The 25808-nt window shown below is 56.8% G+C and carries 25 protein-coding genes; 7 read left to right on the top strand and 18 right to left on the bottom strand.

Annotated elements, in window-relative coordinates:
* Nucleotides 1–13 precede the first annotated feature (13 nt).
* The 4 genes from JFT86_RS20815 to JFT86_RS20800 all read right to left on the bottom strand — a co-directional run bounded on the left by JFT86_RS20815 (nucleotide 14) and on the right by JFT86_RS20800 (nucleotide 3641).
* On the bottom strand, nucleotides 14–583 hold the full coding sequence (locus JFT86_RS20815) for a DJ-1/PfpI family protein (RefSeq protein ID WP_201233383.1): 570 nt from the start codon (nucleotides 581–583) through the stop codon (nucleotides 14–16).
* A 132-nt stretch (nucleotides 584–715) separates the two neighbouring features.
* Complete coding sequence (locus JFT86_RS20810) at nucleotides 716–1207, bottom strand: ATP-binding protein (protein ID WP_201233382.1); 492 nt, start codon at nucleotides 1205–1207, stop codon at nucleotides 716–718.
* 102 nt (nucleotides 1208–1309) lie between these two features.
* Nucleotides 1310–3169, bottom strand: coding sequence for an ABC transporter ATP-binding protein (locus JFT86_RS20805; protein WP_201238135.1), 1860 nt, complete (start codon nucleotides 3167–3169; stop codon nucleotides 1310–1312).
* 127 nt (nucleotides 3170–3296) lie between these two features.
* On the bottom strand, nucleotides 3297–3641 hold the full coding sequence (locus JFT86_RS20800) for an ASCH domain-containing protein (RefSeq protein ID WP_347340316.1): 345 nt from the start codon (nucleotides 3639–3641) through the stop codon (nucleotides 3297–3299).
* 177 nt (nucleotides 3642–3818) lie between these two features.
* Here JFT86_RS20800 and alaE point away from each other — a divergent pair, with 177 nt between their 5' ends.
* Nucleotides 3819–4280: an L-alanine exporter AlaE gene (alaE, locus tag JFT86_RS20795; protein ID WP_201238134.1), complete on the top strand. Its 462-nt coding sequence runs from the start codon at nucleotides 3819–3821 to the stop codon at nucleotides 4278–4280.
* Between the two features lie 120 nt (nucleotides 4281–4400).
* On the opposite strand, the gene JFT86_RS20790 is transcribed toward alaE, so the two are convergent.
* The 10 genes from JFT86_RS20790 to JFT86_RS20745 form a co-directional block, all read right to left on the bottom strand.
* A complete protein-coding gene (locus tag JFT86_RS20790) occupies nucleotides 4401–4823 on the bottom strand; it encodes a hypothetical protein (protein WP_201238133.1) in 423 nt (140 codons plus the stop codon).
* 117 nt (nucleotides 4824–4940) lie between these two features.
* Nucleotides 4941–5261 (bottom strand): isochorismate lyase, encoded by a 321-nt coding sequence (locus JFT86_RS20785; RefSeq protein ID WP_201233380.1) that lies wholly within the window; start codon nucleotides 5259–5261, stop codon nucleotides 4941–4943.
* 133 nt (nucleotides 5262–5394) lie between these two features.
* A complete protein-coding gene (locus JFT86_RS20780; RefSeq protein WP_201233379.1) occupies nucleotides 5395–5730 on the bottom strand; it encodes a copper-binding protein in 336 nt (111 codons plus the stop codon).
* Complete coding sequence (locus JFT86_RS20775; RefSeq protein WP_201233378.1) at nucleotides 5727–8885, bottom strand: efflux RND transporter permease subunit; 3159 nt, start codon at nucleotides 8883–8885, stop codon at nucleotides 5727–5729. The genes JFT86_RS20780 and JFT86_RS20775 overlap by 4 nt, the downstream gene beginning before the upstream one ends.
* Nucleotides 8882–10129 carry an efflux RND transporter periplasmic adaptor subunit gene (locus JFT86_RS20770; RefSeq protein WP_201233377.1) on the bottom strand — a complete coding sequence of 416 codons (1248 nt, stop codon included), beginning with the start codon at nucleotides 10127–10129 and terminating at the stop codon, nucleotides 8882–8884. Before JFT86_RS20770 ends, JFT86_RS20775 begins: the two co-directional genes overlap by 4 nt.
* Entirely contained in the window at nucleotides 10126–11382 is a 1257-nt protein-coding gene (locus JFT86_RS20765; protein WP_201233376.1) for a TolC family protein, read from the bottom strand. The genes JFT86_RS20770 and JFT86_RS20765 overlap by 4 nt, the downstream gene beginning before the upstream one ends.
* A gap of 99 nt (nucleotides 11383–11481) precedes the next feature.
* Nucleotides 11482–11823, bottom strand: a complete 342-nt coding sequence (locus JFT86_RS20760; protein ID WP_201233375.1) for a hypothetical protein — start codon at nucleotides 11821–11823, stop codon at nucleotides 11482–11484.
* A 305-nt stretch (nucleotides 11824–12128) separates the two neighbouring features.
* On the bottom strand, nucleotides 12129–13025 hold the full coding sequence (locus tag JFT86_RS20755; RefSeq protein WP_201238132.1) for an NmrA family NAD(P)-binding protein: 897 nt from the start codon (nucleotides 13023–13025) through the stop codon (nucleotides 12129–12131).
* A 46-nt stretch (nucleotides 13026–13071) separates the two neighbouring features.
* Nucleotides 13072–13689: an NAD(P)H-dependent oxidoreductase gene (locus tag JFT86_RS20750; RefSeq protein WP_201238131.1), complete on the bottom strand. Its 618-nt coding sequence runs from the start codon at nucleotides 13687–13689 to the stop codon at nucleotides 13072–13074.
* A 75-nt stretch (nucleotides 13690–13764) separates the two neighbouring features.
* A complete protein-coding gene (locus tag JFT86_RS20745) occupies nucleotides 13765–14016 on the bottom strand; it encodes a hypothetical protein (protein ID WP_201238130.1) in 252 nt (83 codons plus the stop codon).
* A 146-nt stretch (nucleotides 14017–14162) separates the two neighbouring features.
* On the opposite strand from JFT86_RS20745, the gene JFT86_RS20740 reads away from it, so the two are divergent.
* The 3 genes from JFT86_RS20740 to JFT86_RS20730 all read left to right on the top strand — a co-directional run bounded on the left by JFT86_RS20740 (nucleotide 14163) and on the right by JFT86_RS20730 (nucleotide 17052).
* Nucleotides 14163–15080 (top strand): LysR substrate-binding domain-containing protein, encoded by a 918-nt coding sequence (locus JFT86_RS20740; RefSeq protein WP_201238129.1) that lies wholly within the window; start codon nucleotides 14163–14165, stop codon nucleotides 15078–15080.
* A gap of 254 nt (nucleotides 15081–15334) precedes the next feature.
* Nucleotides 15335–15748 carry a PaaI family thioesterase gene (locus JFT86_RS20735; protein ID WP_201238128.1) on the top strand — a complete coding sequence of 138 codons (414 nt, stop codon included), beginning with the start codon at nucleotides 15335–15337 and terminating at the stop codon, nucleotides 15746–15748.
* Nucleotides 15749–15963: 215 nt separating this feature from the next.
* Nucleotides 15964–17052: a hypothetical protein gene (locus tag JFT86_RS20730; RefSeq protein ID WP_201233374.1), complete on the top strand. Its 1089-nt coding sequence runs from the start codon at nucleotides 15964–15966 to the stop codon at nucleotides 17050–17052.
* Nucleotides 17053–17120: 68 nt separating this feature from the next.
* On the opposite strand, the gene JFT86_RS20725 is transcribed toward JFT86_RS20730, so the two are convergent.
* The 4 genes from JFT86_RS20725 to JFT86_RS20710 form a co-directional block, all read right to left on the bottom strand.
* The gene (locus JFT86_RS20725; protein ID WP_201238127.1) at nucleotides 17121–18467 is read right to left on the bottom strand and encodes a glutamine synthetase family protein; all 1347 of its coding nucleotides are present in this window, start codon (nucleotides 18465–18467) and stop codon (nucleotides 17121–17123) included.
* A gap of 22 nt (nucleotides 18468–18489) precedes the next feature.
* Nucleotides 18490–19047 (bottom strand): cupin domain-containing protein, encoded by a 558-nt coding sequence (locus JFT86_RS20720; RefSeq protein ID WP_201238126.1) that lies wholly within the window; start codon nucleotides 19045–19047, stop codon nucleotides 18490–18492.
* 25 nt (nucleotides 19048–19072) lie between these two features.
* Nucleotides 19073–20362 (bottom strand): FAD-binding oxidoreductase, encoded by a 1290-nt coding sequence (locus tag JFT86_RS20715; protein WP_201238125.1) that lies wholly within the window; start codon nucleotides 20360–20362, stop codon nucleotides 19073–19075.
* A 277-nt stretch (nucleotides 20363–20639) separates the two neighbouring features.
* Nucleotides 20640–21545: a hypothetical protein gene (locus JFT86_RS20710; RefSeq protein ID WP_201238124.1), complete on the bottom strand. Its 906-nt coding sequence runs from the start codon at nucleotides 21543–21545 to the stop codon at nucleotides 20640–20642.
* Nucleotides 21546–21701: 156 nt separating this feature from the next.
* On the opposite strand from JFT86_RS20710, the gene JFT86_RS20705 reads away from it, so the two are divergent.
* From JFT86_RS20705 to JFT86_RS20695, 3 genes are read left to right on the top strand one after another with little or no spacing between them, the layout of a single operon-like run.
* The gene (locus JFT86_RS20705; RefSeq protein WP_201233367.1) at nucleotides 21702–23057 is read left to right on the top strand and encodes a hypothetical protein; all 1356 of its coding nucleotides are present in this window, start codon (nucleotides 21702–21704) and stop codon (nucleotides 23055–23057) included.
* Nucleotides 23058–23072: 15 nt separating this feature from the next.
* A complete protein-coding gene (locus JFT86_RS20700; protein WP_201233365.1) occupies nucleotides 23073–23870 on the top strand; it encodes a dienelactone hydrolase family protein in 798 nt (265 codons plus the stop codon).
* 41 nt (nucleotides 23871–23911) lie between these two features.
* Nucleotides 23912–25723 carry a di-heme-cytochrome C peroxidase gene (locus JFT86_RS20695; RefSeq protein ID WP_201233364.1) on the top strand — a complete coding sequence of 604 codons (1812 nt, stop codon included), beginning with the start codon at nucleotides 23912–23914 and terminating at the stop codon, nucleotides 25721–25723.
* The last annotated feature ends 85 nt before the right edge of the window (nucleotides 25724–25808 follow it).

Below are 25808 nucleotides of genomic sequence, written 5' to 3'. Positions count from 1 at the left end.
AGGGACGGCGCGATCAAGCATGTTCCGCTGCCAACATTGATCTGAACTGAGAAATGACCTCTGAAGATAACCCGGCACCTTCGAACACTGCGCAGGTGAAGCTGACGGGTGCAGGCCCTGGAGCAGTAATGATTCGGTCTGCAACCACTGCTACTGAACTGCTTCTATAAAGCGTACGTCCTTCATAACCCACGGCATTCTGTTGTAAGAAGTCAGCGCTGTTCGAGGTATGAGGAACCGTGTCAAGAAGCCCGGCCCTCGCCAGTGCCAGCGTGCCCCCACAGATACCGGCAATTGTCGCTCCGCTTGAACGACAGGCATGAAGAAATTCTCGAAGATCCGGTGCTTCTGCACGTTCCCAGACCATTCCTCCAATGACCACAACAACGTCCGGTTTCCAGTCCAGACATTGTTGCAAACTGCTATCTACCGTGACGGCCAATCCACCCTGCGAGCAGAACTGCCCCGTAGCAGCAGCGAAAAACCTGACGTCGATCCCGTAAAACGGGGACGCAGTTCCAGCAATGAACGCATATTCCCAGTCCGCAAAACCGGGTGTCAGTATCAATCCCACGCGTGCCATTATTCAGAATCCTCCATGAGTGCCAATAACAAATGGCGATAGCTTTTGGGTCTGTTTTAGCCGATCACGACGCTATCGTCTGTCGGCCATGCCAACACATGTTCCATGGTTTCGTACCTATTGGCCTTGATTTTACGGTTGATGTGCGGTGAAGAGGATCACCAACCCCTCCTCCTCTTCTGGAGCCCGAAAATAACGGGTGATCAAATCAAACTCCGCATCAGTCGCCGCAAAGTCATGCTCTCCCCGCTCATTGCGAGCATGCAATCGGGCTCGGCAAGTGTCGTCATCGACCTCCAGATAATGCAGGCAATGCGGCGATTGACCCGCGTCCGCCAGCCCTCGCAGCCACGCGCGATCGGCAACGGTATTCGCCGGAAAGTCCAATACCACATCCAACCCTGCCCCTAGCAGATCGATAACCAAAGGCCCCAGCACATCGCGAATACGTTTTGCGCAGCGTACGTAGTCCTGCACCGTTTGAACTTCGCCGGGATAGAGCCGTGAAATCCATTGATCCTCACTCAAAAGAATCGCGCGGTGCTCGGTTGCCAGTGACTTAGCGAGTGTTGATTTGCCGGAGGCGATCTTGCCGCACATCAGGTGCAATGTTGGTTGGGGCATGCAGACCTTCCTTATCTCTGAACGTGTTTAACGGCTGTCAGCTGCAGGCCGTTTCGGCCAATGGCGGGCGCATGGATTGAATTCGTCATGCGCCCTGCTCGCTCACGCCTGATCCATAGCTTCGACCACGCCGTTGTCCTCGCCCAGGAACCCGCCGCTCTGATGCTGCCACAACCTCGCATAAACGCCGTTCCTCTCCAGCAATTGCGCGTGAGTGCCCTGCTCGACGATGCGTCCTTCGTCCATGACGATCAGCCGGTCCATCGCCGCAATCGTCGACAGCCGATGGGCGATCGCGATCACGGTTTTGCCCTGCATCATCTCATCGAGGCTTTCCTGAATCGCCACTTCGACTTCCGAGTCCAGCGCGCTAGTGGCCTCGTCCAGCAACAGGATCGGTGCGTTCTTGAGCATCACCCGGGCAATCGCCACGCGTTGGCGCTGGCCGCCCGACAGCTTGATGCCGCGCTCACCCACCAGCGTGTCGTATCCGCTGTGGCCCTGACGGTCGCTGAGTTGGCTGATGAACTCATCGGCCTGCGCGCTGGCCGCAGCGCTACGGACTTGCGCGTCGGTGGCATCGGGACGGCCGTAGGCGATGTTGTCGCGAATGGAACGGTGTAGCAGCGACGTATCTTGCGTGACCATGCCGATAGCACTGCGCAGGCTGTCTTGCGTTACGTGTGCAATGTTTTGCCCATCGATACGAATCTCGCCACTGTCGATGTCGTAGAAGCGCAGCAGCAAGTTGATCAGCGTGGATTTGCCGGCACCAGAGCGGCCGACCAGACCGATTTTTTCGCCCGGGCGAATGCTCAGGCTCAGGCCATCGAGCACCTGGCGCTCGCCGTTGTAGTTGAAACGCACCTTGTCGAACGTCACCGCACCGCCGGAAGTCACCAGGACGCCGGCATCCGGTGCGTCTTGCACCTTGGCGCCCTGGGTCAGGGTCGCCATGCCGTCCTGCACGGTGCCGATGCTTTCGAACAGCGAAGTCATCTGCCACATGATCCAGTTCGACATGCCGTTGATCCGCAACGCCATGGCGGTGATCGCCGCCACGGCACCGGCGCCAACGTCGCCCTGATGCCACAGCCACAGGGCATAACCACCCGCCGACATGATCAAGCCCACCACCAATGCCTGATTGACGATTTCGAACAGGCTGACCAGACGCATCTGGCGAAAACCGGTGAGTTTGAAATCTTCCATCGCCGCACGCGCAAAGTGCGCTTCACGATTGGAATGGGAGAACAGCTTCACCGTGGTGATGTTGGTGTAAGCGTCCGAAATACGCCCGGTCATCATCGACCGCGCATTCGCCTGCTCCTGCCCGACTTTGCCCAAACGAGGCACGAAGTACCACATGGCCAGCGCGAACAACACCGCCCAGCCAATGAACGGCAGCATCAGTTTCAAGGCGAAGCCGCCGGCCAACGCGATGATCGCGATGAAATACACGCCAATCCCGGGGAGGATCTCGATAAGGGTGAACAGCACGTCGCGCACCGCGAGCGCCGTCTGCATCACCTTGGTCGTGACGCGGCCGGAAAATTCGTCGGAAAAAAACGAAAGGCTTTGCCGCAACATCAGCCGATGGAAGTCCCAGCGCAGCCGCAGCGGCAAATTGATCGCCAATATCTGGTGCTGCACCATCGTGCGCAGTGCGACCAGCCCGACACTGGTCACCATGACAATGCCCATACCCCACAACACCCGACTCTCCTGCGCCGAGGCTTCACCGCCGGCCTGCCAGGTCGACAGCAGATCCACCACTTGCCCGAGGAAGGAAAACAGCCAGGCCTCATAGATCGACACGGCGGCACTCAGCAGCGCCAGCACCAGAATGTAACCGCGAGCACCCCGCGTACAGGCCCAGAGAAAACGCGCCAGGCCATTGGGCGGTGGCGGAACCTCGTCAGGAGGAAAAGGGTCGAGTCTTCGTTCGAACACACGAAGCATGGTGATCTCCAAAACTTTCAAGTTGAGGGGATTCTGCCATTGAATGGTGGCTGGGAGGGCTTTGTGAAAAAGTGTGTTTTTATCCGGGCGGCTGTCGGCCAATAGCCACACTCGTCTCGCTTGATGATCAAGCTTTATCGGCAGGCACGAAGTCGACCTCGTAGATACCGCGCGCGGCGCGGACGTTCACAGGGTGGGTGATCGGCCTTACATGACTCAACTCCCAAGCGAGCCAACCCTCTTCAAAGTAATTCGCACAGGCCGCTTGCATGTCCGCGAGGACAAACGGGCGAACAGCTTTTACCCGCACGATGGCGACAGCCACGCCGTCGGCGTCTTCGTCACCCTCGGTGTGTAGAAAGCGCCCGTTTTCAACGATCAAAAGGTCTTCGCCAGGATCCAGATCAGGATGCCAGCGGCGAATTTCGAGGGTCTTCTCCCCTGAAGCGATTCGCCCACCACTGGGCCGCACAATTGATAAGGTCTTGATGGTTCTCTCCTGAAGTCATTCGCGCTATTGCGTTGTCTGCGATAAAACATCAACGACATTCGCCGCTATTTGTTCAGCGCTGCAACCGACGGCTATGTTGAATCAATAGCTCAGCACGGGACAACCACGTGTCTGCAAGCTCATGACAGGAGATGTGTTTTGCTGCAACGCCCGCAACAGCCAAAGCGTTGGACTGCGTTCTTTGCAGATACCACAGCGCTGATCCTGTTTTTCACGACCACCGGCATCATCAATGAACGTTTCATTGCTGGCATGACGTGGGACCAGGTCCTGCATGCTCGCCTCTTGGGCGCAGCCCTGATGATTCCGGTCGCGAGACCTTACGGCATATGGCGGGATTGGTTAATGAGAAGAGCCAGTCAAGGTCGGGCCTCAAGGTTGCTGTGGGACAGCATTGCTCTCGTCAGTTTCCAGGTGCCTATCTATGCAGCGATCATTGCCTTCAGTGGTGCGTCGGGAGTCGGACTGGTGCGTGGCACGCTGGGCGCCGCGTTGATGATGTTGTTTTTGGGGCGACCTTATGGGGCGTTTCTTAATGGGATACGGAGGGTGTTTGGCTTGCCTCCTGGGGGTGACAAGCCGATGTCGTTGGATAGTTGAGTGGCTGCTATCGGCCAAAAGCGGCCAGTCATCAAAGCCCCAAAAATGTCCCGAGGCGAGTATCTAGTCACGCCAATCGGGCCCGTCATTGTGAGCAAGGCTAGAGGTTTCAACCATTTGCTAGCCGGAGGTAATCGCAAATAGATTTTTGCACAAATAGGCATCCTCTCTTGGGATGAAATCTTCGGGGCTTTCATTGCAGGAAAAAGCTTCGAAAACGTGGTTAATAATTTTTTTTGCTTGGTCCGTAGTAAGGACACGAATGTCTATCAGGTCAAGAAGAGCATCGGCTATCTCGTTTAAACTAATGCAGTATTCTTCAGCGGCAACCCTAAGCAGCGCTCGCATCTCCCTATATTTACTATCTGAATCTACATTGTTTTTCAGAAATTCAAGTGGCTCTTCCAGAATTTCAAAAGGATAAATCTTTTGATACCTGTCGCAGTATTCTATAAGGATCCGCCTGACCTTCACGCCATCAAATTTTTGAGAACTAGCCCCTAACAGTGCATTAATTTTCGTATTAACTATCCAGCTTTTCATCGCGAAATTTACCTTGCTTAGCGCTTATTTAAGGGACGTCGACTGGCGGATCTTGGCCGTTTACCTGTCATGACTGGCCGAAACCCACCCGTCAAGCAGACACCCCGAACACAAGCCTCAAGTCTCAGATTGACTAGCCGCCCAGTGTTTCATCTCTTCTGCAATGAAGTGGTTCACCAGGTCGTTGTACATTTTCTCGATTGCATCCGGATTCAAGCCCTCGACCTCTGCCCACGTGCGTCGTGTTGCCAGCATGGCCTTGAAGCGCTCCGGCGCTCGCACTGAAGTCGCCGAGGTCTTGAACTTCGAGGCAGCGAGGACGTATTGAAAACGCTTGCCCAACAGATTGATAACAGCCTGATCGAGGGCATCGATTTCACGTCGGATGTCCTCCATGCCTGCACACGCTTCGGGCTGCAAATGATTGATGACTTCCATGCAGGAGACTCCGTTTTCTGAAAAAAAGTGAAATTGCCGCATCATGCTGCACCTCTGACGCACGGCTAAATCCTAACTCAACAACAGCCAAAACCGGCACAGTCACCCATGCCGGCAACTCACAGCCCTGCCCTTACTTCTTCATAGAAACAATCGTCGCCTTCCCCTCCTCCATCCGGAAAGAAAACGACACCCGATCGCCAACCGCCAACCCGGCCAACTGCTCCTCGGTCACGGAAAACCCCATAGTCATCGGCGGCCATTGCAATGCCGGGACCGCGCCATGGGCAAGCGTCACTGTATGCCCGGCAGGATCAATCGCCTTGATCGTGCCCTCAGCATTTGCAACGGGCGCCTGCTTCAATTGTGGCGCCATTCCCTCCATTTTCATTCCCGGCATGTCCTCCGCCCACGCAGCAAACGACAGCACACCCGCTATTCCAGCGACAACAATCAAACTCGGTTTCATACAATTTTTCCTTCAACGGTAACGGGTTCAGCAGAAAGATTGCGCCGACGCATCAACCGATACGCCGCCGGAATGACAAACAACGAAAGCAGCGGCGCCGTGACCATTCCGCCGACCATCGGCGCGGCAATGCGGCTCATCACTTCGCTGCCCGTGCCGCTGCCCAACAGGATGGGCAGCAGGCCGGCGATGATCACGGCCACGGTCATGGCTTTGGGGCGTACGCGCTGCACGGCGCCTTCGCGAATAGCTGCGACCAGCGCTCGCTCGGAGTTGTCGCCGAGTTCTGTGCGTTCGGCCCAGGCGTTTTTCAGGTAGAGCAGCATGATCACGCCGAACTCGGCGGAAACGCCGGCCAGGGCGATGAAGCCGACGCCGGTGGCGACCGACAGATTGAACCCCAGCAGGTAGAGGAACCATGCGCCTCCCGTCAGTGCGAACGGCAGCGTGGCCATGATCAGCAGCGCTTCATCGAACCGGCTGAACGTCAGGTAAAGCAGGACGAAGATGATCAGCAGCGTCGCCGGCACCAGCAGTTTCAGCCGTGCGTTGGCCCTTTCGAGAAACTCGAACTGGCCCGAGTAGCTCAGGCTCATGCCGGGCTGCAATTTGACCTGTTCGTTGACCACCCGGCGCAGGTCGGCGACCACCGAGGCGATGTCCCGTCCGCGCACGTCGATGTACACCCAGCCCGAGGGCCGCGCGTTCTCGCTCTTGAGCATCGGCGGACCGTCGGTGATGTTGATGTTGGCCACCGTGCCGAGGGTGATCTGGTTGCCTGACGCGGTGTAGATCGGCAGCTGTTCCAGAGCGCCCGGTGAGTCGCGCCACTCACGTGGATAACGCACGTTGATCGGGAATCGGGCGAGTCCTTCAATGGTTTCCCCGACGTTTTCACCACCGATGGCGCCGGCGACGATGGACTGCACATCGGCGATGTTCAAGCCGTAGCGGGCCGCTGCCTTGCGGTCGATATCGACGTCGATGTAGCGCCCGCCGGTCAGGCGTTCGGCCAGTGCGGAGCTGACGCCGGAGACGTTTTTCGCGACGCGCTCGACCGCTTGGGTGACCGCATCGATTTCCGTCAAATTGCTACCGGCGACCTTTACACCGATGGGACTTTTGATACCGGTCGCCAACATGTCGATGCGGTTACGAATCGGCGGAATCCAAATGTTGGTCAGGCCCGGCACGCGCACCACGCGGTCGAGTTCTTCCACCAGTTTTTCCTGGGTCATTCCCGGTCGCCATTGTTCATGGGGCTTGAATGAAATGGTGGTTTCGAACATCTCCAGTGGCGCCGGGTCTGTCGCGGTTTCGGCTCGACCGGCCTTACCGAAGACGTGCGCCACCTCGGGCACGGTCTTGATCAGTCGATCGGTCAGTTGCAGCAGTTGCGCGGCCTTCTGCGCCGATAGCCCGGGCAAGGCAGACGGCATGTAAAGCAGATCGCCCTCGTCCAGTGGCGGGAGAAACTCGCCACCCAGACGCGAGAGGGGCCATAACGCACTGACGAACACCAACAACGCGACCATCAAGGTGATCTTGGGGCGCCGCAACACCGCGTCCAGTGCCGGTTGGTAAACCCGGATCAACCAGCGGTTCAACGGGTTCTGTTGTTCACCGGGAATACGCCCGCGAATCCAGTAACCCATCAGCACCGGCACCAGCGTCACCGACAGCCCCGCCGCCGCAGCCATGGCGTAGGTTTTGGTAAACGCCAACGGCCCGAACAACCTGCCCTCCTGCGCCTCCAGCGTGAACACCGGGATGAACGACAGCGTGATGATCAACAGACAGAAGAACAGCGCGGGGCCGACTTCGGCCGCGGCTTCGGTCATTACTTGCCAATGTCGCTCGCCCTTCAGCTCCTCGCCGGGATGCGCCGCATGCCACGCTTCGATTTTTTTGTGGGCGTTCTCGATCATCACCACGGCAGCATCGACCATCGCGCCGATGGCAATGGCGATCCCGCCCAGGGACATGATGTTGGCGTTGAGGCCCTGATAACGCATGACGATGAAGGCCATCAACACCCCGACGGGCAGGGAGATGATTGCCACCAACGATGAGCGCAAATGCCACAGAAAGATCCCGCACACCAACGCGACGACGATGAATTCTTCGAGCAGCTTGTGGCTGAGGTTCTCCACCGCACGGTCGATCAGCTTGCTGCGGTCGTAGGTGGTGATGATTTCCACGCCGGGCGGCAGGCTGCTTTTCAGTTCATCGAGTTTGCTTTTCACTGCGGCAATGGTTTCCCGGGCATTTTTGCCGCTGCGCAGGATCACCACACCACCGACGGCCTCGCCTTCGCCGTCGAGTTCGCTGATACCGCGGCGCATTTCCGGGCCCAGCTGGATCGTCGCGACATCGCCTAGCGTCACGGGTACGCCGCCCGCGCCGAGCTTGAGCGGGATAGCCCGGAAATCATCGAGCGATTTCAGGTAACCGGAGGCACGCACGATGAACTCGGTCTCGGCCATCTCCAACACGGCGCCGCCGGTTTCCTGATTGGCCTTGCCGATGGCCTCGGTCACTTGCGTCTGAGTGACACCGAGATTGGCCAGTTTCGCCGGATCAAGCTGCACCTGATATTGCTTGACCATGCCACCGACCGTCGCCACTTCCGCCACATTCGGCAGCGTCTTCAGTTCGAACTTGAGGAACCAGTCCTGCAATGCGCGCAGCTGTGCCAAGTCGTGGCCGCCGGTGCGATCAACCAGTGCGTACTGATAAATCCAGCCTACCCCCGTCGCATCCGGACCCAATGCCGGTTTGGCGCTCGCCGGCAAGCGGCTCTGGATCTGGCTCAGGTACTCCAACACCCGTGAACGAGCCCAGTACAGGTCGGTCCCATCCTCAAACAGCACATAGACAAAGCTGTCACCGAAGAATGAGTAACCGCGCACTGTTTTCGCCCCCGGCACCGAGAGCATGGTGGTGGCCAACGGGTAGGTCACCTGATTCTCGACAATTTGCGGAGCTTGTCCCGCATAGGGCGTGCGGATGATGACTTGCACGTCCGAGAGATCGGGCAACGCATCGATGGGCGTGTTCTGTACCGACCATGTCCCCCAGGCGGTGACGAACAATGTCGCCAGCAACACCAGAAAACGGTTGGCAACGGACCAGCGAATGACCGCAGCGATCATGGCTGACCTCCCGACTGCTGATCATTTGGACCGGCGACGATGCCTTTGAGACTGGCTTCCGAGTCAAGCAGGAACTGCCCGGACGTGATGACTTTCTGGCCTTCCTCCAGACCGCTGACGATGACGGTTTTGCCATCGCTGTCCTGCCCCGTTTGCACCGCCACCGGGCGATAGCGGCCTGCGTCTTCGGCAAGCATCACCAAGGCGCGCTTGCCTGTGCGAATCACCGCCTCGCTCGGCACCCACAACACACTCTGACCGGTTGCACGGTTCAAGCGTACTTGCGCCGTCAGACCGGGCCTGAGGCGCCCGTCGGGATTGAGCAGTTCGACCCGCACGCGCAGGGTGCGGCTGTCCGGGTTGGTGTCCGCCAGAATCGTGCTGACGGTGCCGTTGACCCTGGTCCCCGGGAAGGCCGGGAACTGCGCCTCGACCGTTTGCCCCACGGCGACGGCGCCGGCCACCGATTCAGGCACCGCCACCGCCAGCCAGACACTGCTCAAACCATTGACACGCGCCAGCGTCTCGCCCGCCGCGACGGTCATGCCGATCCGCAGGTCAAGCTCTTGCAGCACGCCACCAATCGGGCTGGTCAGCGTCAGATAAGGCTGGACCTTACCGCTACGCTCGACCTGCGCAATCAATGCCGGCGGCATTCCCGTGAGGCGTAAACGCTGGCGGGCAGCCGCGAGCAAGTCGCGATCACCATTGCCTTTGAGGGCGAGAAATTCGGTCTGCGCCGCCGCCCACTCTGGCACCAGAATATCCGCCAACGCCGCGTTGGCTTTGAGCACATCACCGGGGGCATGCGCGTAAACCCGCTCGACAAAACCTGGAGTGCGAGCCTGAATGACCGCGACATCGCGCTCGTTGAAGGCGAGGATACCGGTCACATCAAGGCTGGACTCAACCACCCCTCGGTTCACCGTCGCCGAGCGCAGACCGAGATTCTGAGCCACGCCGGGATCGATGCTGACCGTCGCTTGATCGTTGCTGCCACTGGCGTATTGCGCAACCAGTTGCATGTCCATGAACGGCGATTTCCCCGGTTTATCGAACTTTTGTTGCGGGTACATCGGGTCATACCAATACAGCGCCTTGCGTTCATCCGATGTCTTGGCGCTTTGCTCAGGCGCAGCGCCCGGCGTCTCGCTGATGCGCTGAGGTGCAAACCAGTAGCCGCCGGCAAGTCCCACGACCATTGAAACGCCTGCCAGCAATGCCCCGCTCCATTTAAGGTTCATTGGCGGGCCTCCCCGTACGCAAAATAGAGTCGCGCACCGATCAGCGCTCGCTGTTCCTCGACGTCGACCTGTTTGAGGCGCGCCTCGATGAGTTCACGTCGGGCCGCGACAACGGTATTCAAATCGCTTTTACCGGCACGGTAACTGGCCATGCTGAGGTCGACTTTCTCTTTGGCCAGCGGCAGCAGACTTTGCGCATTGCGCTGGACCGCACGATCAAGCCGCTCATAGTCAGCCAGTTCGCTCTCCAGTTGCTGGGTGTGCTCGCGGGACAAGGCTTCGCGCTCGGACTCGAGTTGATTGACTTGCGCTTCTCTGGCGGCAATTTTCGGGTTTTGCCGGGTCTGCGCAAACAGCGGTAGATCCCAGGAAAGTTGCACGCTGACCATGTCGCCGAACTGCCGGTCGCGGTGCTGATAATCGACTTCCCAACTCCAATCGGGTTTCTTTTCCGCTTGCGCTTCGCGAACCCGGGCTTGCGCTTCGCGGGTCATCGGCCCATACGCGGCCAGTTCGGGATGGTGTTGCAGCTTATGCGGCAGGCCTGAGTTATCGACCGGCCACTGCGGCAGACTACCCACTGGTGTTTCGTTGGCGGCGGGACCGATCCAGCGTTTCAGCGCCGCACGCGCTTGCGCCCGCTGACGAATCAGGTCGTCCTGCTGCTCGGCCAGTTGCGCCGCTTCCTGCTTGGGTGTCACGGCATCGGCCGGTTGTGCGCGACCGCCGGCAATCTGTGCGCGGACGGTGTCGCTGAGCAGGCGGTTCTCCTTGTAGAAGTCCTGGAACAGCGCGTCTTTGCGTTCCACCGAATAGCTGCTGATCCACGCCAACGCCGTGGCCTGACGAACGTTCAGCCGTTCGACCTGACGCTCCGCAGCAGCGCGATCAACAGCGGCGTTGGCCACCTCGATACGCGCCTTGCGTTTGTCACCATTGAGCATGTCTTGCCTGACGCCGACCATTTGCATGGTCATGAAGTCGTCGTTGACGCTCCAGCGATCCGGGCCGCCGATGGGATAGTTCTGCAAGCCTGCGAGCAGCTTCGGGTCGGGCAATTCACCCGCTGGAATAGCCGCACTGCTGGCCGCCTGAATCTTTGCATCCTGTGCCGCCAGCGACGGCGCGGTGTTTTCGGCCAGCCGCAAGGCTTCGTCGAGCGTCAGCGCGGCAGCGAAGCTCGGCAAGGCCAGTACGCTTGCCGCCAGGCCGGCCACGAGGGACCAGCCTGTGCAAAAGCACTTGGAGTTCATGTTTGCGATTCCTGTGATGATCCGCTGAGCGCATCAAAAGAGATGCGCACAGCCATGCCATCCCGTTAAAACAGGATGAGGTTCAATAACGGACAGGAATCAGATGCGAGGCGGTCGCCAGACCCCGGACAGGGTCGGCACAGCAACGGAATCGCTGGCAAGGGCCAGCACAACGGGGCTGAACAAGGTCACGGGCGGCTTGACGATCGACACTTGCAGCATGCCTCCCGTCTTGCACTCCTGGCCTGGTTTGCAGGGTTTGCCGTGCTCGGTCGGACTTTTCATGTCATTGCAACAATCCATGCCCATGTCGTCCATCATCGCCATGCCCATCGTCTTCATCGGGCACGGTTCTGTCGGCGCCTGCACCCCCGCCATCCCGCTGAGGGGAAGCGCCAGGCTAATGACGAAAATGAGGCAAAACCGCAGATAGCGTTTCATGGGGTTGGAGTGTAGCCGTCAGATCTGGCGCGAACAATCGATTGAACACAGGCCCGCGAATGCCGTGCGCGAGACGTTGGATGCGCGGGATATAAACGCATGAGTATTAAGCGAGGATTAGTTTTTTCCGTCTGCGAAAGCGGCTGAACGTGATTGTTCACTGCCCTCCTTTGTCCAAAAGCTGCTTTTCGCGGGCGGCCGCTTTCGGCTATTTAGCTGACATTCATCGCGGGGCCATTTTCGGCCAAAAGCTACTAATCCAGAATCAAGTTATGACGCTTCAATCAGATACGCCCGCAGACGTATCAGATAAACATCGCAATATTCTGAGCCAAGTATTCCGCCAGCGTAGTCTGACGTACTCCCAAAATCTTCAACTTCGCATCGCTGGCCGGTACCGACAGATAATCGCGCGACTCGTGGGTGTAGTAAGTCATCAGTGCGTCGAAATAGTCACCCATCGAAGTCTTTAACATTGAATCATCGTCAACATAAGTGATTGTCTTGCCGGTCACATCGCTGAGTAATTGCGCAACATCCTGGTAATCGAATTGCTCCGCACCGGTCATCAGGTAGTCTTGCCCAATATGCTCCTCCGGTGTGTCCGTGAGTATTCTGGCGATAACATCAGCGATATCTTCCTCGGACACCCAACGGCGGCGTGCATCGGTGACAGCCGGCATAAGAAGCTGCTGTTGTGTCTTGACCGGTTCCGCCAGGTACCAGGACAAGTTGAACATGATCCAGCAAGCGACATTAAGATAGGTGATCGGCAATCCGCTTGCCTCCAGAAGCGGCTTGGCAACCATATGCTGGGCTGCACCGCAGCGGGTTGCCAGCACTTCCCTGGAAATATCTGTCGCCTTTAAACCGGGTGGCATCGCGGTCAGGCGCACGATCTGCGAAACGCTGCCCGCCTCCCGGACAGCATCGATAATGTTAGGTGTCACCACCGTTTCGTCCGTCACAAAGTCTGGCGTGACGATGAACAGCCGATCCACGCCTCGCATCGCCGCTTTCAGGCTCGCGGGGTCATACCAATCCGCTTGCTGAACCTCAGCACTGGGAAAACGTTCACGGAGCGACTTGACGCCGCTTTCGCGGCTGGACACGAGGCGCAGACTTACGTTCTCACGAACGAGCCGGTCTGCTGCAAGGGCGCCGATATTGCCGGTCGCGCCCAGGATCAATACTTTTTCCACGCTATCTCCTTTACGATGAGCCGATGCCTTGTGGCGGTTTTGACCGTCACACCGTGGACAGAAGCTGCTCTTTTTCCAATTGCGGGGTTGCGGCTTCAACGAACTGTTCAATCCGCTCGTTCGTGGCGTTGTCCGCGTCATAGAAATAGGCGATCTGCGTATTTTTCATGCCGATATATCCGAAGATCCCTTCCACGATCTGATTCTGAATCGCCTGTGCATAGCCATGGCGTTCATAGCCACTCTCATTGCCGGCTGCCGTTGCGACAAGCAGCACGGGAATGTCGCGCATGGTGCCAATAACCCGCCCCTTCTCATCGACGCTATAAGCCCATCCTCCGTTAAATACGCGCTCGAACCATCCCTTGAGCATCGAGGGGACAGACCACCAATAAACGGGAAAAACGAACACGAGCATGTCAGCCTGATCAACCCTCGCCTGTTCACGCGCGATCTCAGGGGCAACTTCACCGACGCCGCGGTAGAGCATTACATCCGCCGCAGTCATTTCGGGCGAAAAGCCTTCCGCATGAAGGTCCGCGATCTCTACTTCGATGTCCCGCCCGACAAGGTCTTCGCTGATACGATCGGCAATAACATGGCTGAGGGAACCTGGAACAGGGTGAGTGACAACAATAAGTGCTTTTCGAACCTGATGACTCATAAGTGTCCTGCCAATTAATACATTGAATTCAATATTGGTAAATTCGCCAGAAGCTACCGACTAAACAAGCCGATATCAGCCTGCCTCTTTAGCAGCGCGTGCATTAGCTTCTTCCACCTCGCCTGACGATTTATTCTCCTCCTGAGAAACAACAGGTTTATCTGTTTCAATAGCTTTTTTACTCTGTACCCGCATTTCAATCTCGTTAAACCGTTGTTTGTTACGTTCATGGTGCCGTTGAAGCGCCTCCGCACCATCAGCAGCAAAACTCGCGACAGGGGCCACTACCAAAGACGCAATAGCAAACAATTTCAGAACACTGTTCATAAACTTTTTCCAGACAACATTGAACATAGCTAGTTGATGTATAGGCCTGCCATGTAAGGACCACCTATCAAGGCTGCGCAGTTTACTTGAACGGAAACACGAGATAATCTAGCTAAAATCGTTTTTATATTACGAGAATTCGGACAATGGCACTGGATCGACTGGAAGCAATGCGGGCCTTTTGCAGGATCGTCGAGATAGGAAGCTTCGGCGGTGCCGCCGAGTCGTTGGGGCTTGCGAAAACGACCGTTTCGGGACAAATCCAGACCTTGGAGTTACTACTGGGGATCAAGCTGTTGCACCGCACCACCCGAAAGGTCTCCCCCACTACTGAAGGGGCCGCGTACTACCTGCGTGCCAGAGCCGTTCTAGAAGATGTCGACGATCTGGAAGCCTCCGTTTCTTTGAGCCGCAGCGCTGCGCGTGGCCGGGTACACATTGAAATGCCAGCGGGGGTTGGCTTGCTGTTAGTCGTTCCGGCACTGCGCGAATTTACCGTGCAATACCCCAATATTCATCTGGATATAGGCTGTAGCGATCGGGTAGTGGACCTGGTACAAGAAGGCATTGATTGCGCGATCAGGGGTGGCGTCGTAACGGACCCAAACCTGGTCTGCAAGATCATCGGGCAAGTTCAACTGGCACTCTGTGCCTCTCCTGACTATTTGCGAGAAGCCCCGAGCCTTTCAGCGCCGGAAGATTTATTCCAACATCGTAATTTGGGCTACAGATTTTCGGCTAACAACCGACGGTACCTGCCTACTATGTTTCGTGGTGACAAATCATTCAGCCTGGATGTACCCGTATCGATGTACTTCAACAACGGTAGCGCCCATACCGCCGCTACGGTTGCCGGACTGGGAATCGCTTTTGTACCGAGGGCGGAAGCACAGCCGCTTATTGAGCAGGGGCTATTGACCGAGGTTCTCCCGGATTGGAGGCTAGAGTCGATTACCCTTTCACTGGTCTATCCGTATACCCGGCACTTGTCCGCTCGCGTCAGGGCAGTCACTGACTGGGTAAGTGATTTGATGCAAAGGAATGAATTGTGGAAGCCTGAATGAGTGTTCACGGAGAACGGTGACCGCCTCCCGAAACGCATCGATGATTTCTAGTATTACTAGAGGCTGGAAGTTCACCTACTCGCTCACGGTCTCGGTTTGAAATCGATTGCAGCCCCTCAGAGCACAAGGTTATCGCTGCAAATTCCACATTCGTATAGTCCTTGCCCCATTGCGCAATGCCCCATAAACCCGCCTTGTTGAATCGATGTATTCAGATCAATAACCACGGTCAGACGCCGACACAAGGAGGGAGCATGAACGCCACAGCCATTCCCGAGGGTTTCACCCCGTTTTCCCGCAGCAGTCCGTTGCTTGATTTGCTTGGCCCGATCTACGCCAGGGGCAAAGGGTTGCAGTTGGAGTTGGGATTGTTGACTGACTCACGACACGCCAATGGTCGCGGCACTTTGCATGGCGGTGTACTGGCGACGTTGGCTGATGTGGGTATGGGTTACGCCATGGCGTTTGCCAGCGACCCTCCACAGCCATTGATCACGGCGAGCATGACCCTGGATTATCTTGGCCCGGTACAAATCAATGAGTGGCTGGAGGTGCGTCTTGAGTACTCCAAAAAAGGCCGTCAACTGGCCTTTGCCGCCGTCAGCCTGCATGTCGGTGAGCGAACAGTGGCGCGGGCCAGTGCTGTATTCGCTGTGCCAATGAGTTGAAACGCGAGGTCATCAGGCATTGCTCTGGAGAAATGAAGGCGGAATTATCTGAAGCAGGCATTGATGAGCATATTCTCCGTCCTCTTCCAGCCCTTTCATTGCGTAATCGCTGTTCATGAACTATTGCTTAAGCTCCGATCAGACAAGGATGCCCGTTGTTAAGGGCGAGTCTTCTCGCTGACGCGTTGTCAGCGATTGTGCAGGGAGCCCACACCATGCCAGAGCACGATTCCGATTCCGATTCCGATTCCGATTCCGACGTTGCATCAACACCCGAGCTGGAGCCAGTCAGCAGTCCCGGTCGCCCCATGGGCGAGTATGTTGGCCTGGATGAAGCAGACACCAACAAAAAACGCATGACGTGCCTCCACTTGGCGGGTAGCGTCATGGTTGAAATGGCAGGCACGAATTATCCGGTTTTCAGCAAACTGACTCCTCTGATTACTCACTACTTTAGTTCTAAGGCGGAATTTGTCAGCGCTTCGAGACACTTCGATGAATCGGCTTTTTCGGAGGTAGTTTCTTCTTCGCATGGCGCGTTGAGCAACGTGATCAGCAGCGTATGCGCCGGCGCCGGGCTGGCTGAAATCTTGCTGGACGACTCGGTCAAGAACAGACTGCTCACTGGCTCAACGCATGTGATGAAACAACACATTGCCGATAATTCAGGCTGGATGAAGATAATGAGGGGCGTTTTGTTCGCAGAACCGTACTTAACGCCGATAGGCAAGAGAGAATATACGAAGATATTGGAGTCGCCCGATTTCTATAAGGTAATGAATACAGCGTATGAGTCAGCGCTTGCGGGTACGTCCAACCCAAAAACCACCGCCGAAGGGTTCCAGAATCTCTTCCGTAACATGCCCTACAAGTCCTTTCATCCACTGCCTGAATTTCCCGTGCAAACAATCGAAAGTACGTTGGCGCACGAATTGGGAAACATGAAAGGCAAGATAGCTGACTTGCGTGAATTTAAACGATTTGCGTCATTTACCACTCCCCTCCTCACCAAATATTTGCCACCGCTCGACGTCGCCTCAAACATGAAATCAGTCCATGGTGACTGGCAAAAATACAGTGCCGCTAAAACACCAGAAGCCACTGCGGACTCACTCGCAGCGCTGTCGTGCAGCAGCATGTCGCTATTGGGCTCAGCCATAACAGCTTTCGGCCTCAATCCGGTGACCAAGCGGCACCTCCCGAAACCCCTCATGCCCGTAGCATTAGGGCTGATGTGTACTGGCGCTGCCGGCTCCTTCTACATGGATAGAAATGCCGGTAAGGAAGCCGCGCAAATAAAATAACGCTGCACGTTTGAGCGTCCGTGCGGCTGACTCACGCGAGCGCAGCCGCCGTACGCTGAATGCCAGGTTTACAGATACCAGCGATACTCCCGCGCACTGATTTCCTGCATGAACGCCAAGTGATCCTGGCGTTTGTTCTCGCAATACACGTCGACAAACTCCGCACCCAGGCCCTCGCGCAACTGCGGCTGATGCTGCATCGCCCTCACCGCTTCGAACATCTCCGTCGGGAAACCAATGCCGCTGTTGCGATCTTCATTGAGCGGTGCGATTGGCTCTTTGCCTGACGCCAGTCCATGCTCCAGCCCCACCAGAATCGCCGCCAATACCAGATACGGATTGGCATCCGCCCCGGCCAGTCGGTACTCAATGCGCAGGTTCTTGTCGTCCGATTCGGGAATGCGCAAACACGCATCACGATCTTCAAAACCCCAACTCGCCTTGGTCGCCGTGTTCACCGTGCCACCCAAACGCCGCATGGCGTTCTGATTCGGCGCGAAGATCGGCATGCTGTGCGGCAACAACTCCAGACAGCCCGCCACCGCATGACGCAGCGGCTGTTGCTGATTGGCCGCCAGCAAATTGTTGCCCTGCGCATCGTAAAGACTGACGTGCACATGCATGCCACTGCCCGGGTGTTGCAAGTACGGCTTGGCCATGAAACTGGCGCGATAACCGTGTTTCAGCGCAACGCCTCGGGTGCTGCGGCAGAACAGCGCCGCCCAGTCGGCTGCACGCAAACCGTCGTCGAGATGGCCGAAGTTGATTTCGAACTGGCCCGGACCGAGTTCTGCGGTGATCACTGTGGCGTCGATGCCTTGAGTGCGCGTGACCTCGACCATTTCATCGAGCACCGGCGCAAAGCGTGACAGACGCTCGATGTGCATGTTGGGTTGGTCATCGGCGTCGTCGGTCAGGTCGTCGCGGGGGAATTGAGGCAAGCCGTCGCGCAGTTTTTTGTCGAACAGGTAGAACTCCAGCTCGAAGGCCACGACCGGGTGAATGCCTTTGCGCGCCAGTCGATTGAGCACCTGTGCGAGGACTTCGCGGGGTTCGAATTCGATGGGCTTTTCTGTGCCGTCGGAGCTGATCAGCATCTGCCCCAGTGGCTGTGCTTCCCATGTCACTGGTTTCAGGGTGCCGGGCACCAGGCGACGCACGGCGTCCGGGTCGCCATCGTTGAAGCAGTAATCGCCGATCTTGAACAAGCCGCCCTGCACGCCCAGCAACACGCAGTTTTGCGGCAGTTTCAGGGCGCTGCCGGCGGCGACTTTTTCGAGCATGTCCACCGGATAGCGTTTGCCGTAGAAGTGCCCGGGAATGTCCAGGGAAATCAGGTCGACATAACGCACCTCGGGGTAGCGTTGGCGAAAAGCACGCACTTCGGCCAGCAGGTCAGCGCAGACAGCGTCCATCGTGTTCATCCTTTGATTGTTATCAGGTGTAGACCCACAGCACGCGGGTGAGCTGGTCGGTGAGATTGCCGTAGCGGCAACGGGTATGACTGTCGAATTGAAAGCTGTCGCCGGCGCGCAATGTGGCGGGTTCTTCGTCATCGCCCAGCCATAAGGTCAGTTCGCCTTCGAGCACGTAACCGCCCTGCTCTGAGCTGTCGCTGATGTGCCTGTCGCCGCTGCTGGCGCCCGCTTCCAGATGACTTTCGAGCATGGAAAACGAGGCGCGCATCTGCGGTGACACCAGGATGTCGGTGATGCCGTTGGCGTAATACAACGTGCGGCGTTCGTCCGGGCGGGTGACCCACGGCAATTCCTTGGCTTTGGGCAAACTGTAGAAATAGGTGGTCGGCACGCCAAAGGTTTCGCTGATCGCCGTCAGGTCGGCCACGGTAGGCCGCGACAGCCCACGCTCGACCTGCGAGAGAAAACCCACCGAACGGCCGATCTTGTCGGCCAGCTCCTTCAAGGTGCATTTCTTGTGCTTGCGCAGGTCGTGGATCAGGATCGCCAGCGCGGCGATTTCTTCTTGCTTGTTCATGGCCGGGATTCCGAAAAATAGCTCATCAAATGCTGTCTCGCAGTCGATACCAGGCTTTGCCGATGGCTTCGAGCGGCGCGGCGAGGTATTTACCGCCGGGAAAGCTGCCATTACTCAGGCCCTGATACAACGCCAACTCATCCGCATTGCCGAGAATTGCGTCGGACACAGCGCGAGCAGCGGCCAATGTCGGCAGCACGCCGTGCCCCGAGTAGCCCTGCAGCCAAAAGCGATTGCCCTCACCGCCAACATCTGGCGTGCGGTTCATCGTTAGATCGATGTGGCCGCCCCAGGCAAATTCCACCTCAACGCCTTTTAGCTGCGGGAACACCCGTTCGAGAAACGGCCGGGTTGCCGCCGCGATGTCCTTGGGCATGCCGCCCAAGTAAGTGCAGCCGCCGCCAAACAGCAAACGGTTATCCGGGGTGCGGCGGAAGTAATCGAGGACGAACTGGTTGTCGGTCACGCAGACGTTGCTTGGCAACAGTGCGCTGGCTTGTTCCGACGTGAGCGGCGCGGTGGCGACTTGATAGGTGCCCACCGGCAAGATGCAGCTGGCGAGTTGTGGATCGAGTTCATCGAGATAAGCATTGCAGGCGAGCACCAGCACGTCAGCCTTGATCGAGCCGCGCTCGGTGTGGACGCGAAACCCTGCGCCCTCCTCCTGATAACTCAGCGCCTTGCTCTGCTCAAAGATGCGTCCGCCAGCTCGCTCGATGGCGGCCGCCAGACCCAGCGCCAGTTTCAGTGGATTGAGGTGCGCGCCTTCCGGGTCATAAAGCCCTGCCTGATAGCGCTCGCTGGCCAGCCATTGCGGCAGCTCTTCGCGTGGAATGAACTGCAACGCATCGTGGCCCCATTTCTGGCTGGCTTCGTGTTGCCATTCGGTCAGCAGACTGACCCGGCGCGGCATCACCGACGTCCATAAATGCCCCGGACGATAGTCGCAATCGAAAGCATGCCGCCCCGGCAGCTCACGCAATTCGCGAGCCGCCCAGCGCATGCCCTCCCACAATCGTTTTGCCCGTTCATGACCGAGCGCGGACTCCAGCGGCGGCATGTCACACGACCACCCCAGAATCGCCTGCCCGCCATTACGCCCCGACGCTGCCCAAGCCACTCGGCTGGCTTCCAGCAACGTCACCCGTTTGCCGGCCAACACCAGACGCAACGCGGTGTGCAGCCCACTGAAACCGGCGCCGATGATGACCACGTCGGTGTCGTGGTCACCGGCCAATGCGGGACGATCGCTGAGGATTTCGGCGCAGCTGTGGGCGTAGTAGCTGTCGACATGGCGCTGGGATTGCTGGAACATTCGCGGCCTCATGAAATTATCTTTTTATAATTTCATGAAAATTTATACATAATATTTCACCAAGGCAACCCGAAATTAAAAATCGTAACTGAGAACAACAACTGCGACCCGACAATGCCCTGGCCGCACAACACGTCGCGCGAAACTTCAACCCACAGGTTCTGGCCGAGGCCAACTGCAAAGAAAAAGTCGCCCCGACCGCTGCCAAACTGGCGAGGATGGACGATCAACCCAATAAAGAGCTCGCGATCAAATGGCTGGGGGCCTGCAACTAGCGTCAAAGCGCATTCGATAGCTTTTCGAGAAAGTCATTAATGTCTTTATTGGCAATTCGGGTGTTCAGGCTTTCGCACAATTTATCGTTCTTGTCCCAATCGAAGGTGGGTGACCCACCCTTGATAGTGATGGTCACTGTTTTGTCTGGATCATTACCTTCGGCGGCCTGTCTGGCGATTTCCCCGGTAAAAGTTTGAAGCGCCGCCTCGTCTGGCGCTGAGTCGGGGTGGCCACTGGAAAGCGCCGCAAACAGTGAGTTCACGTAAGCGTTGTATTTTTCATAGTGATGGTTGATGAAAATCGCGTCGGGATCATCACCAAAGAGCGAGTCAAACAAATGCCCGACACCCGGCCCATACGCCTCGGGTGGTTTTCCTTTCACATGCGCATAACTATCGCCAAACGCGTGAATCAAGAAACCCAATTGCCAATCAGGAACACCAGAATCTGGTTTGACGGCCTCCTCAATCATTTTTTTCAGGCGTGCCCTTCGCTCATCAACCGCCGCTGTGTCGCCCCCGTGCAAAGAATGAAGTCCATTCACGACTTGACGTCGATAGCTCCAGAGCCCAGGTGCAATGCCGTAAATGGAGACAGGCACAGCGTTGAGTTTCCATAACTCCTCATCGGGAGTTTGAGTGAAACACGAAATTCGCTGGAGCTTATCAAGGTCGTGATACCCCGCCAGATAAGCGACGTAACCAGCGGTATAAAAATGCCCATCCTTTGCGAAAAAGACGCTCGGATCGTCGACAGTTGAACCCTTCGCGCTGGTCGATGTAGCGGAGCCGGGTTTCGCTGGAACAGCTTTCAACTGGTGAATCTGCTGATCAGTAGAGCAACCCACCTGCATTAAAACGACAGCGAGCCATGGGACTGCTTTTGCAAAAGTCCGAAATGAATTCAATTTCGCGCATCCTTGCTGTGGTTTCAGGGAGATGTTTTATCGAACAGTAGTACACGTCAGCTCCAGGAGCACTGAACGGGCATAACAAAATGCCAGCATCGATACAAAAACCTTCTACTCTGCAAATCAGGATGCAACAAACAGAGGACGATGGTGATGCGCGCACTGATCATGGTCATTGTGTTGGGCCTGACGCTCCCTGGCTGTGCCCCGCTCAAACAGTATCACCCTGCTCCCCCATACCTGAAAAACTACGACCTCGACACCCCGCTGGCTTCCTGCTCGGCTGATGACGCCCGCAAGGCTGATTTCCAGCATGGTTTCGTAGAGTTCGACGAATACGGCAACCTGCTGAATCCTGCCGCGTTTGAAGCGCAAATGGCAGACATCCGGGCAGTTCAAGGGCCAGTCCTAATCGTGACGTACTTGCACGGCTGGAGGCACTCCGCGGCGCCGGATGATGAAGATGTCCGTGAGTTCAAACTGGCAATGCGCAACATCGCTGCGATGGATGGTTGCAAGCGCAAGGTGATCGGACTGTACATGGGGTGGCGAGGCCAGGTATTTGCCAGAAACTCGCCACTTGATCTGATCACGTTCTGGGATCGTAAACAGACAGCGCACAGTGTCGGCAGTGGCGCGGTCACCGAAGTGTTGCTGCGTCTGGATAAAGAGCGCGTGCGGCGTAACAGCAACAGCCAGCTTCAGGCAAAAGAAGATACACAAAGCCGTTTGGTATTCATTGGTCATAGTTTCGGTGCCGCTGTTCTGTATACAGCGCTGGCACCAATATTGGTCGAGCGATTCACTCAGAGCACGAGCTTCGATCCAGCCGACGAACTTTCGACTACCGGTTGCCAGAAGAACCCGAAGGAATCTCTGAAAACAGTCGGAGATCTGGTCGTTCTGATCAACCCTGCGTTCGAGGCAATGCGCTTGGCCACCTTGCAGAAACTGAGTATGGGTTGTCATTACACGAAAGATCAGCAGCCGGTTCTGGCAATCGTGACCGGCACGACGGATCTGGCGACAAAGCGGGCTTTTCACATCGCCCGGGCACCCAGGGCCAGATTTCAGAAGTACACCGCTGATGTACCTGAAGGTTATCAAGCCAACTCAACGGCTGTTGGTCACTACGGCCCCTACCAGACACACTTTCTTTCTTCTCCGCAATATTCGACTGACAGCGCCGAGCGGCAAACCTTTGAGGGATGCGAACAGTACGTTAACCCTCTTAAACGGGCTGAACTGCGAATGAGCCTGACCAAACTTTCAACGACGGCGCACGCAAGCATCGCCACGTTCACTTCGCAACAAAAGCAGAAAGACGGCACACCAAAATACTTTGTTCTGATGTTTGAGAAGAATCCGCAATTGAAAAATCCACCGGACCACAACCCCGTGCTGAACGTCAAAGTGTCTGCGCCGATCATTGACGGACACGGGGGAATTTATAGCTGCCAGCTGATGACCTTCATTGGTGGCCTGATCACCCAGACAATAAGCAACTGATGCTGGAGGCCAGTAATGGACATGAGTGGATACCAGTCATTTGTTTTCAGCCATTCGGACTACACCCATACCGTCTACATGAAGGGCAACGGTATCCCAATCCTGGTCATGCATGAATTGCCAGGGCTAACCCGCGACACCCTGCAATTCGCCGAGCGATTGATCAACGCCGGGTTCCAGGTGTACATACCGCTGCTGTTCGGCCAACCGCAAGAAAAGGGCTCCTTGCTGAAGGGATACTTCCGTTGCATCAGCAAGGAGTTTGCCTATCTCAAGGCGGGTCGAAGTGCACCTGTCAGTGATTGGTTGCGTGCCCTTGTCAAAGAGCTGGGTGCCACACGCGGCCATGACCGTATCGGCGTCATTGGAATGTGTGTCACCGGGGCATTTGTCATTCCGCTGGTTCTTGAAACCAATGTCGGTGCGGCCGTGGCATCCCAGCCGGCGATACCCTTCAAGTTCAGATACTGGCTGACCGGCAGAGGTGAAGGCCCCTGGATGAGCGAACTGAACATTGCCGACGACGAACTTGAAGAAGCCAGCCGAACTGCCGCGACCAAGGGCTGCGCAATACTGATCCAGCACTTCAGCGATGACCGGCTATGCACTTCGCCGCGCATCCAGCGACTCGAACAGGCGTTTGCAGAAACCGGCATCGTCTACACGTACGCACCGCCAGCAGATGGTCGGCGCACCCACCACGCGTTGCTGACGTATGAGTACGACTCGGCAAAAAATCCCACTCAAAACCACCCGACTCGATTGGCCTTGCAACGAGTCACCGATTTCTTGCATCTCCATTTGCAGGCGTAGCCTGCCATCCCCCCACGCAACGGCCATGAAGGAACGAGCAAATGACAATGAAGTCAGCCTTGGTAGCGGCAGGCATCGTAATCGTTTCCCTGAACTCGACATTGGTTCCGGCAGACGACTACACGCTGGATCAGAACTGGAGTGCAAAAGACCTGGCAATCTGGCGGGACACCTCTCAAGGTTCGCGCTTGATCCCGCTCAGCTGGATGATGGCTTTAGAAATAAAAGGCTCGAAAGTGCCCTTTATGTCCGACGCTAACGTCCAGACTTTTGGCTATACGCCGCGAACTCTGGAGTTCGCCTACCGCAGCTATCGGTTGCCCCGTGGCTTTGTCGTCGATCAAGGCAACGACAAGGCGTTGACGTTTTCACGACTGCGCTGGCAAAGCGGACAATCCAATCAGGAACCCTGGGTGGGAATGAACTGTGCGGCCTGCCATACAGCGAATATTTCCTACGGCGGCCATACCTGGGAAATACAGGGAGGCCCAACCAATGCCGATTACCAGAAGTTTTTCCAGGCCTTTCGCGAGGCACTGACCGAGACCCACAGCGACGGCCAGAAATTCGATCGCTTTGCAGTCAAAGTCCTGGCTGACGCAGACACCGAACAAAATCGTGGACTGTTATCCAATGCATTGAACACGCTGAACCAGTTTCTTGCAAAAAGCGCCTCGCTCAATCACACAGATCTTGAATATGGGCCAGGCCGTGTCGACGCTGTCGGGCACATTCTCAACCGCGTCGCACAACTCAATGACGCACCTGACCCGACCCCCAATCCATCTGATGCTCCGGTCAGCTATCCATTTCTCTGGAACACTCCCCAGCACGACAAAGTGCAGTGGAACGGGGTTGCGCCTAACGCGCGATTGAGCAAACACGGCTTGGATATAGGTGCTCTCGCGCGCAACGCCTCCGAAGTGGTGGGGGTGTTCGGGGATGTGGCGTTTCGTGCGGATACGTTCCTGAAAGGATTCGACTCCAGCGTACGAGTGAGTAACCTGGATACACTTGAGCGCACGCTGGAGCGTCTCAAACCACCGAAATGGCCAGAAAAGCTTGGTGCGATCGACACAAGCAAAACACCACACGGCGCTGAGTTGTTCGCCCGCCATTGCTCAAGCTGTCACTTGCCGCTTGCACGCGATGATCTGAAAACCAAGGTCTTCGCCCAGATGGCGACGATCACCGCAGACACCGAAACCTCAAAATCAATTGCGACCGACCCATGGATGGCGTGCAACGCCGTCCAGTTCATCAGCGACCCCGGCAAGCTAAAAGGCGCGCACCTGAACAAACTCATTGGTGAAATCACCGATCAGTCGCCTTTGGTGACTCAACTGGGTGTGACGGCGAGAGAAGTTTTATTGAATCAGACCCCAGACATACTAGGGTTGGCATTGGCGGATTTCCTTGACGTCGAACCAGTAGCCGTAAGGCCTTCGCGCACAGGCACGTTTGCTTTCCTGCGATCCTTCCAGTCAGAAAGGAGCCGCCGGCTCAGCGCCTGCTACAAGCTTGCCCTCGATATCAAAAAGTATCCGACTCTGGCCTACAAGGCGCGCCCTCTCACTGGCATCTGGGCAACTTCCCCTTACTTGCACAATGGTTCGGTACGGACATTGTTTGACCTGCTTCGCCCGCCCAGCGAGCGTCCTTCCAGCTTCAAGACCGGTTCGATCATCTTTGATCCGAAGAATGTCGGTTTTGTTGATGCCAACGGTCCCGGCAGTCCGTTTACCTTCGACACGTCTTTACCGGGCAACTCCAATGCGGGCCATGACTATGGCGCGTCTTCATTCAATGATGATGAACGCTATGCGCTGATCGAGTACATGAAAACCCTTTGATGCACAGGGCAACTCGGCCAGCGAAGTGCCCGGATCAACATTCCGGGCACTTTTTGCATTACGCGCCGCCAGCAGTTCCATGGCA

The organism is Pseudomonas sp. TH06, assembly GCF_016651305.1.
In the GTDB taxonomy this organism is placed as follows: domain Bacteria; phylum Pseudomonadota; class Gammaproteobacteria; order Pseudomonadales; family Pseudomonadaceae; genus Aquipseudomonas.
Note: the sequence above shows the minus strand (reverse complement) of the source record. Positions and strands in the feature narration are given on the sequence as shown.

Coding starts and splice junctions, on each gene's coding strand:
- JFT86_RS20815 (WP_201233383.1), bottom strand. CDS start 583: ATGGCACGCGTGGGATTGATACTGACACCCGGTTTTGCGGACTGGGAA.
- JFT86_RS20810 (WP_201233382.1), bottom strand. CDS start 1,207: ATGCCCCAACCAACATTGCACCTGATGTGCGGCAAGATCGCCTCCGGC.
- JFT86_RS20805 (WP_201238135.1), bottom strand. CDS start 3,169: ATGCTTCGTGTGTTCGAACGAAGACTCGACCCTTTTCCTCCTGACGAG.
- JFT86_RS20790 (WP_201238133.1), bottom strand. CDS start 4,823: ATGAAAAGCTGGATAGTTAATACGAAAATTAATGCACTGTTAGGGGCT.
- JFT86_RS20785 (WP_201233380.1), bottom strand. CDS start 5,261: ATGGAAGTCATCAATCATTTGCAGCCCGAAGCGTGTGCAGGCATGGAG.
- JFT86_RS20780 (WP_201233379.1), bottom strand. CDS start 5,730: ATGAAACCGAGTTTGATTGTTGTCGCTGGAATAGCGGGTGTGCTGTCG.
- JFT86_RS20775 (WP_201233378.1), bottom strand. CDS start 8,885: ATGATCGCTGCGGTCATTCGCTGGTCCGTTGCCAACCGTTTTCTGGTG.
- JFT86_RS20770 (WP_201233377.1), bottom strand. CDS start 10,129: ATGAACCTTAAATGGAGCGGGGCATTGCTGGCAGGCGTTTCAATGGTC.
- JFT86_RS20765 (WP_201233376.1), bottom strand. CDS start 11,382: ATGAACTCCAAGTGCTTTTGCACAGGCTGGTCCCTCGTGGCCGGCCTG.
- JFT86_RS20760 (WP_201233375.1), bottom strand. CDS start 11,823: ATGAAACGCTATCTGCGGTTTTGCCTCATTTTCGTCATTAGCCTGGCG.
- JFT86_RS20750 (WP_201238131.1), bottom strand. CDS start 13,689: ATGAGTCATCAGGTTCGAAAAGCACTTATTGTTGTCACTCACCCTGTT.
- JFT86_RS20745 (WP_201238130.1), bottom strand. CDS start 14,016: ATGAACAGTGTTCTGAAATTGTTTGCTATTGCGTCTTTGGTAGTGGCC.
- JFT86_RS20740 (WP_201238129.1), top strand. CDS start 14,163: ATGGCACTGGATCGACTGGAAGCAATGCGGGCCTTTTGCAGGATCGTC.
- JFT86_RS20735 (WP_201238128.1), top strand. CDS start 15,335: ATGAACGCCACAGCCATTCCCGAGGGTTTCACCCCGTTTTCCCGCAGC.
- JFT86_RS20730 (WP_201233374.1), top strand. CDS start 15,964: ATGCCAGAGCACGATTCCGATTCCGATTCCGATTCCGATTCCGACGTT.
- JFT86_RS20725 (WP_201238127.1), bottom strand. CDS start 18,467: ATGGACGCTGTCTGCGCTGACCTGCTGGCCGAAGTGCGTGCTTTTCGC.
- JFT86_RS20720 (WP_201238126.1), bottom strand. CDS start 19,047: ATGAACAAGCAAGAAGAAATCGCCGCGCTGGCGATCCTGATCCACGAC.
- JFT86_RS20715 (WP_201238125.1), bottom strand. CDS start 20,362: ATGTTCCAGCAATCCCAGCGCCATGTCGACAGCTACTACGCCCACAGC.
- JFT86_RS20705 (WP_201233367.1), top strand. CDS start 21,702: ATGCGCGCACTGATCATGGTCATTGTGTTGGGCCTGACGCTCCCTGGC.
- JFT86_RS20700 (WP_201233365.1), top strand. CDS start 23,073: ATGGACATGAGTGGATACCAGTCATTTGTTTTCAGCCATTCGGACTAC.
- JFT86_RS20695 (WP_201233364.1), top strand. CDS start 23,912: ATGACAATGAAGTCAGCCTTGGTAGCGGCAGGCATCGTAATCGTTTCC.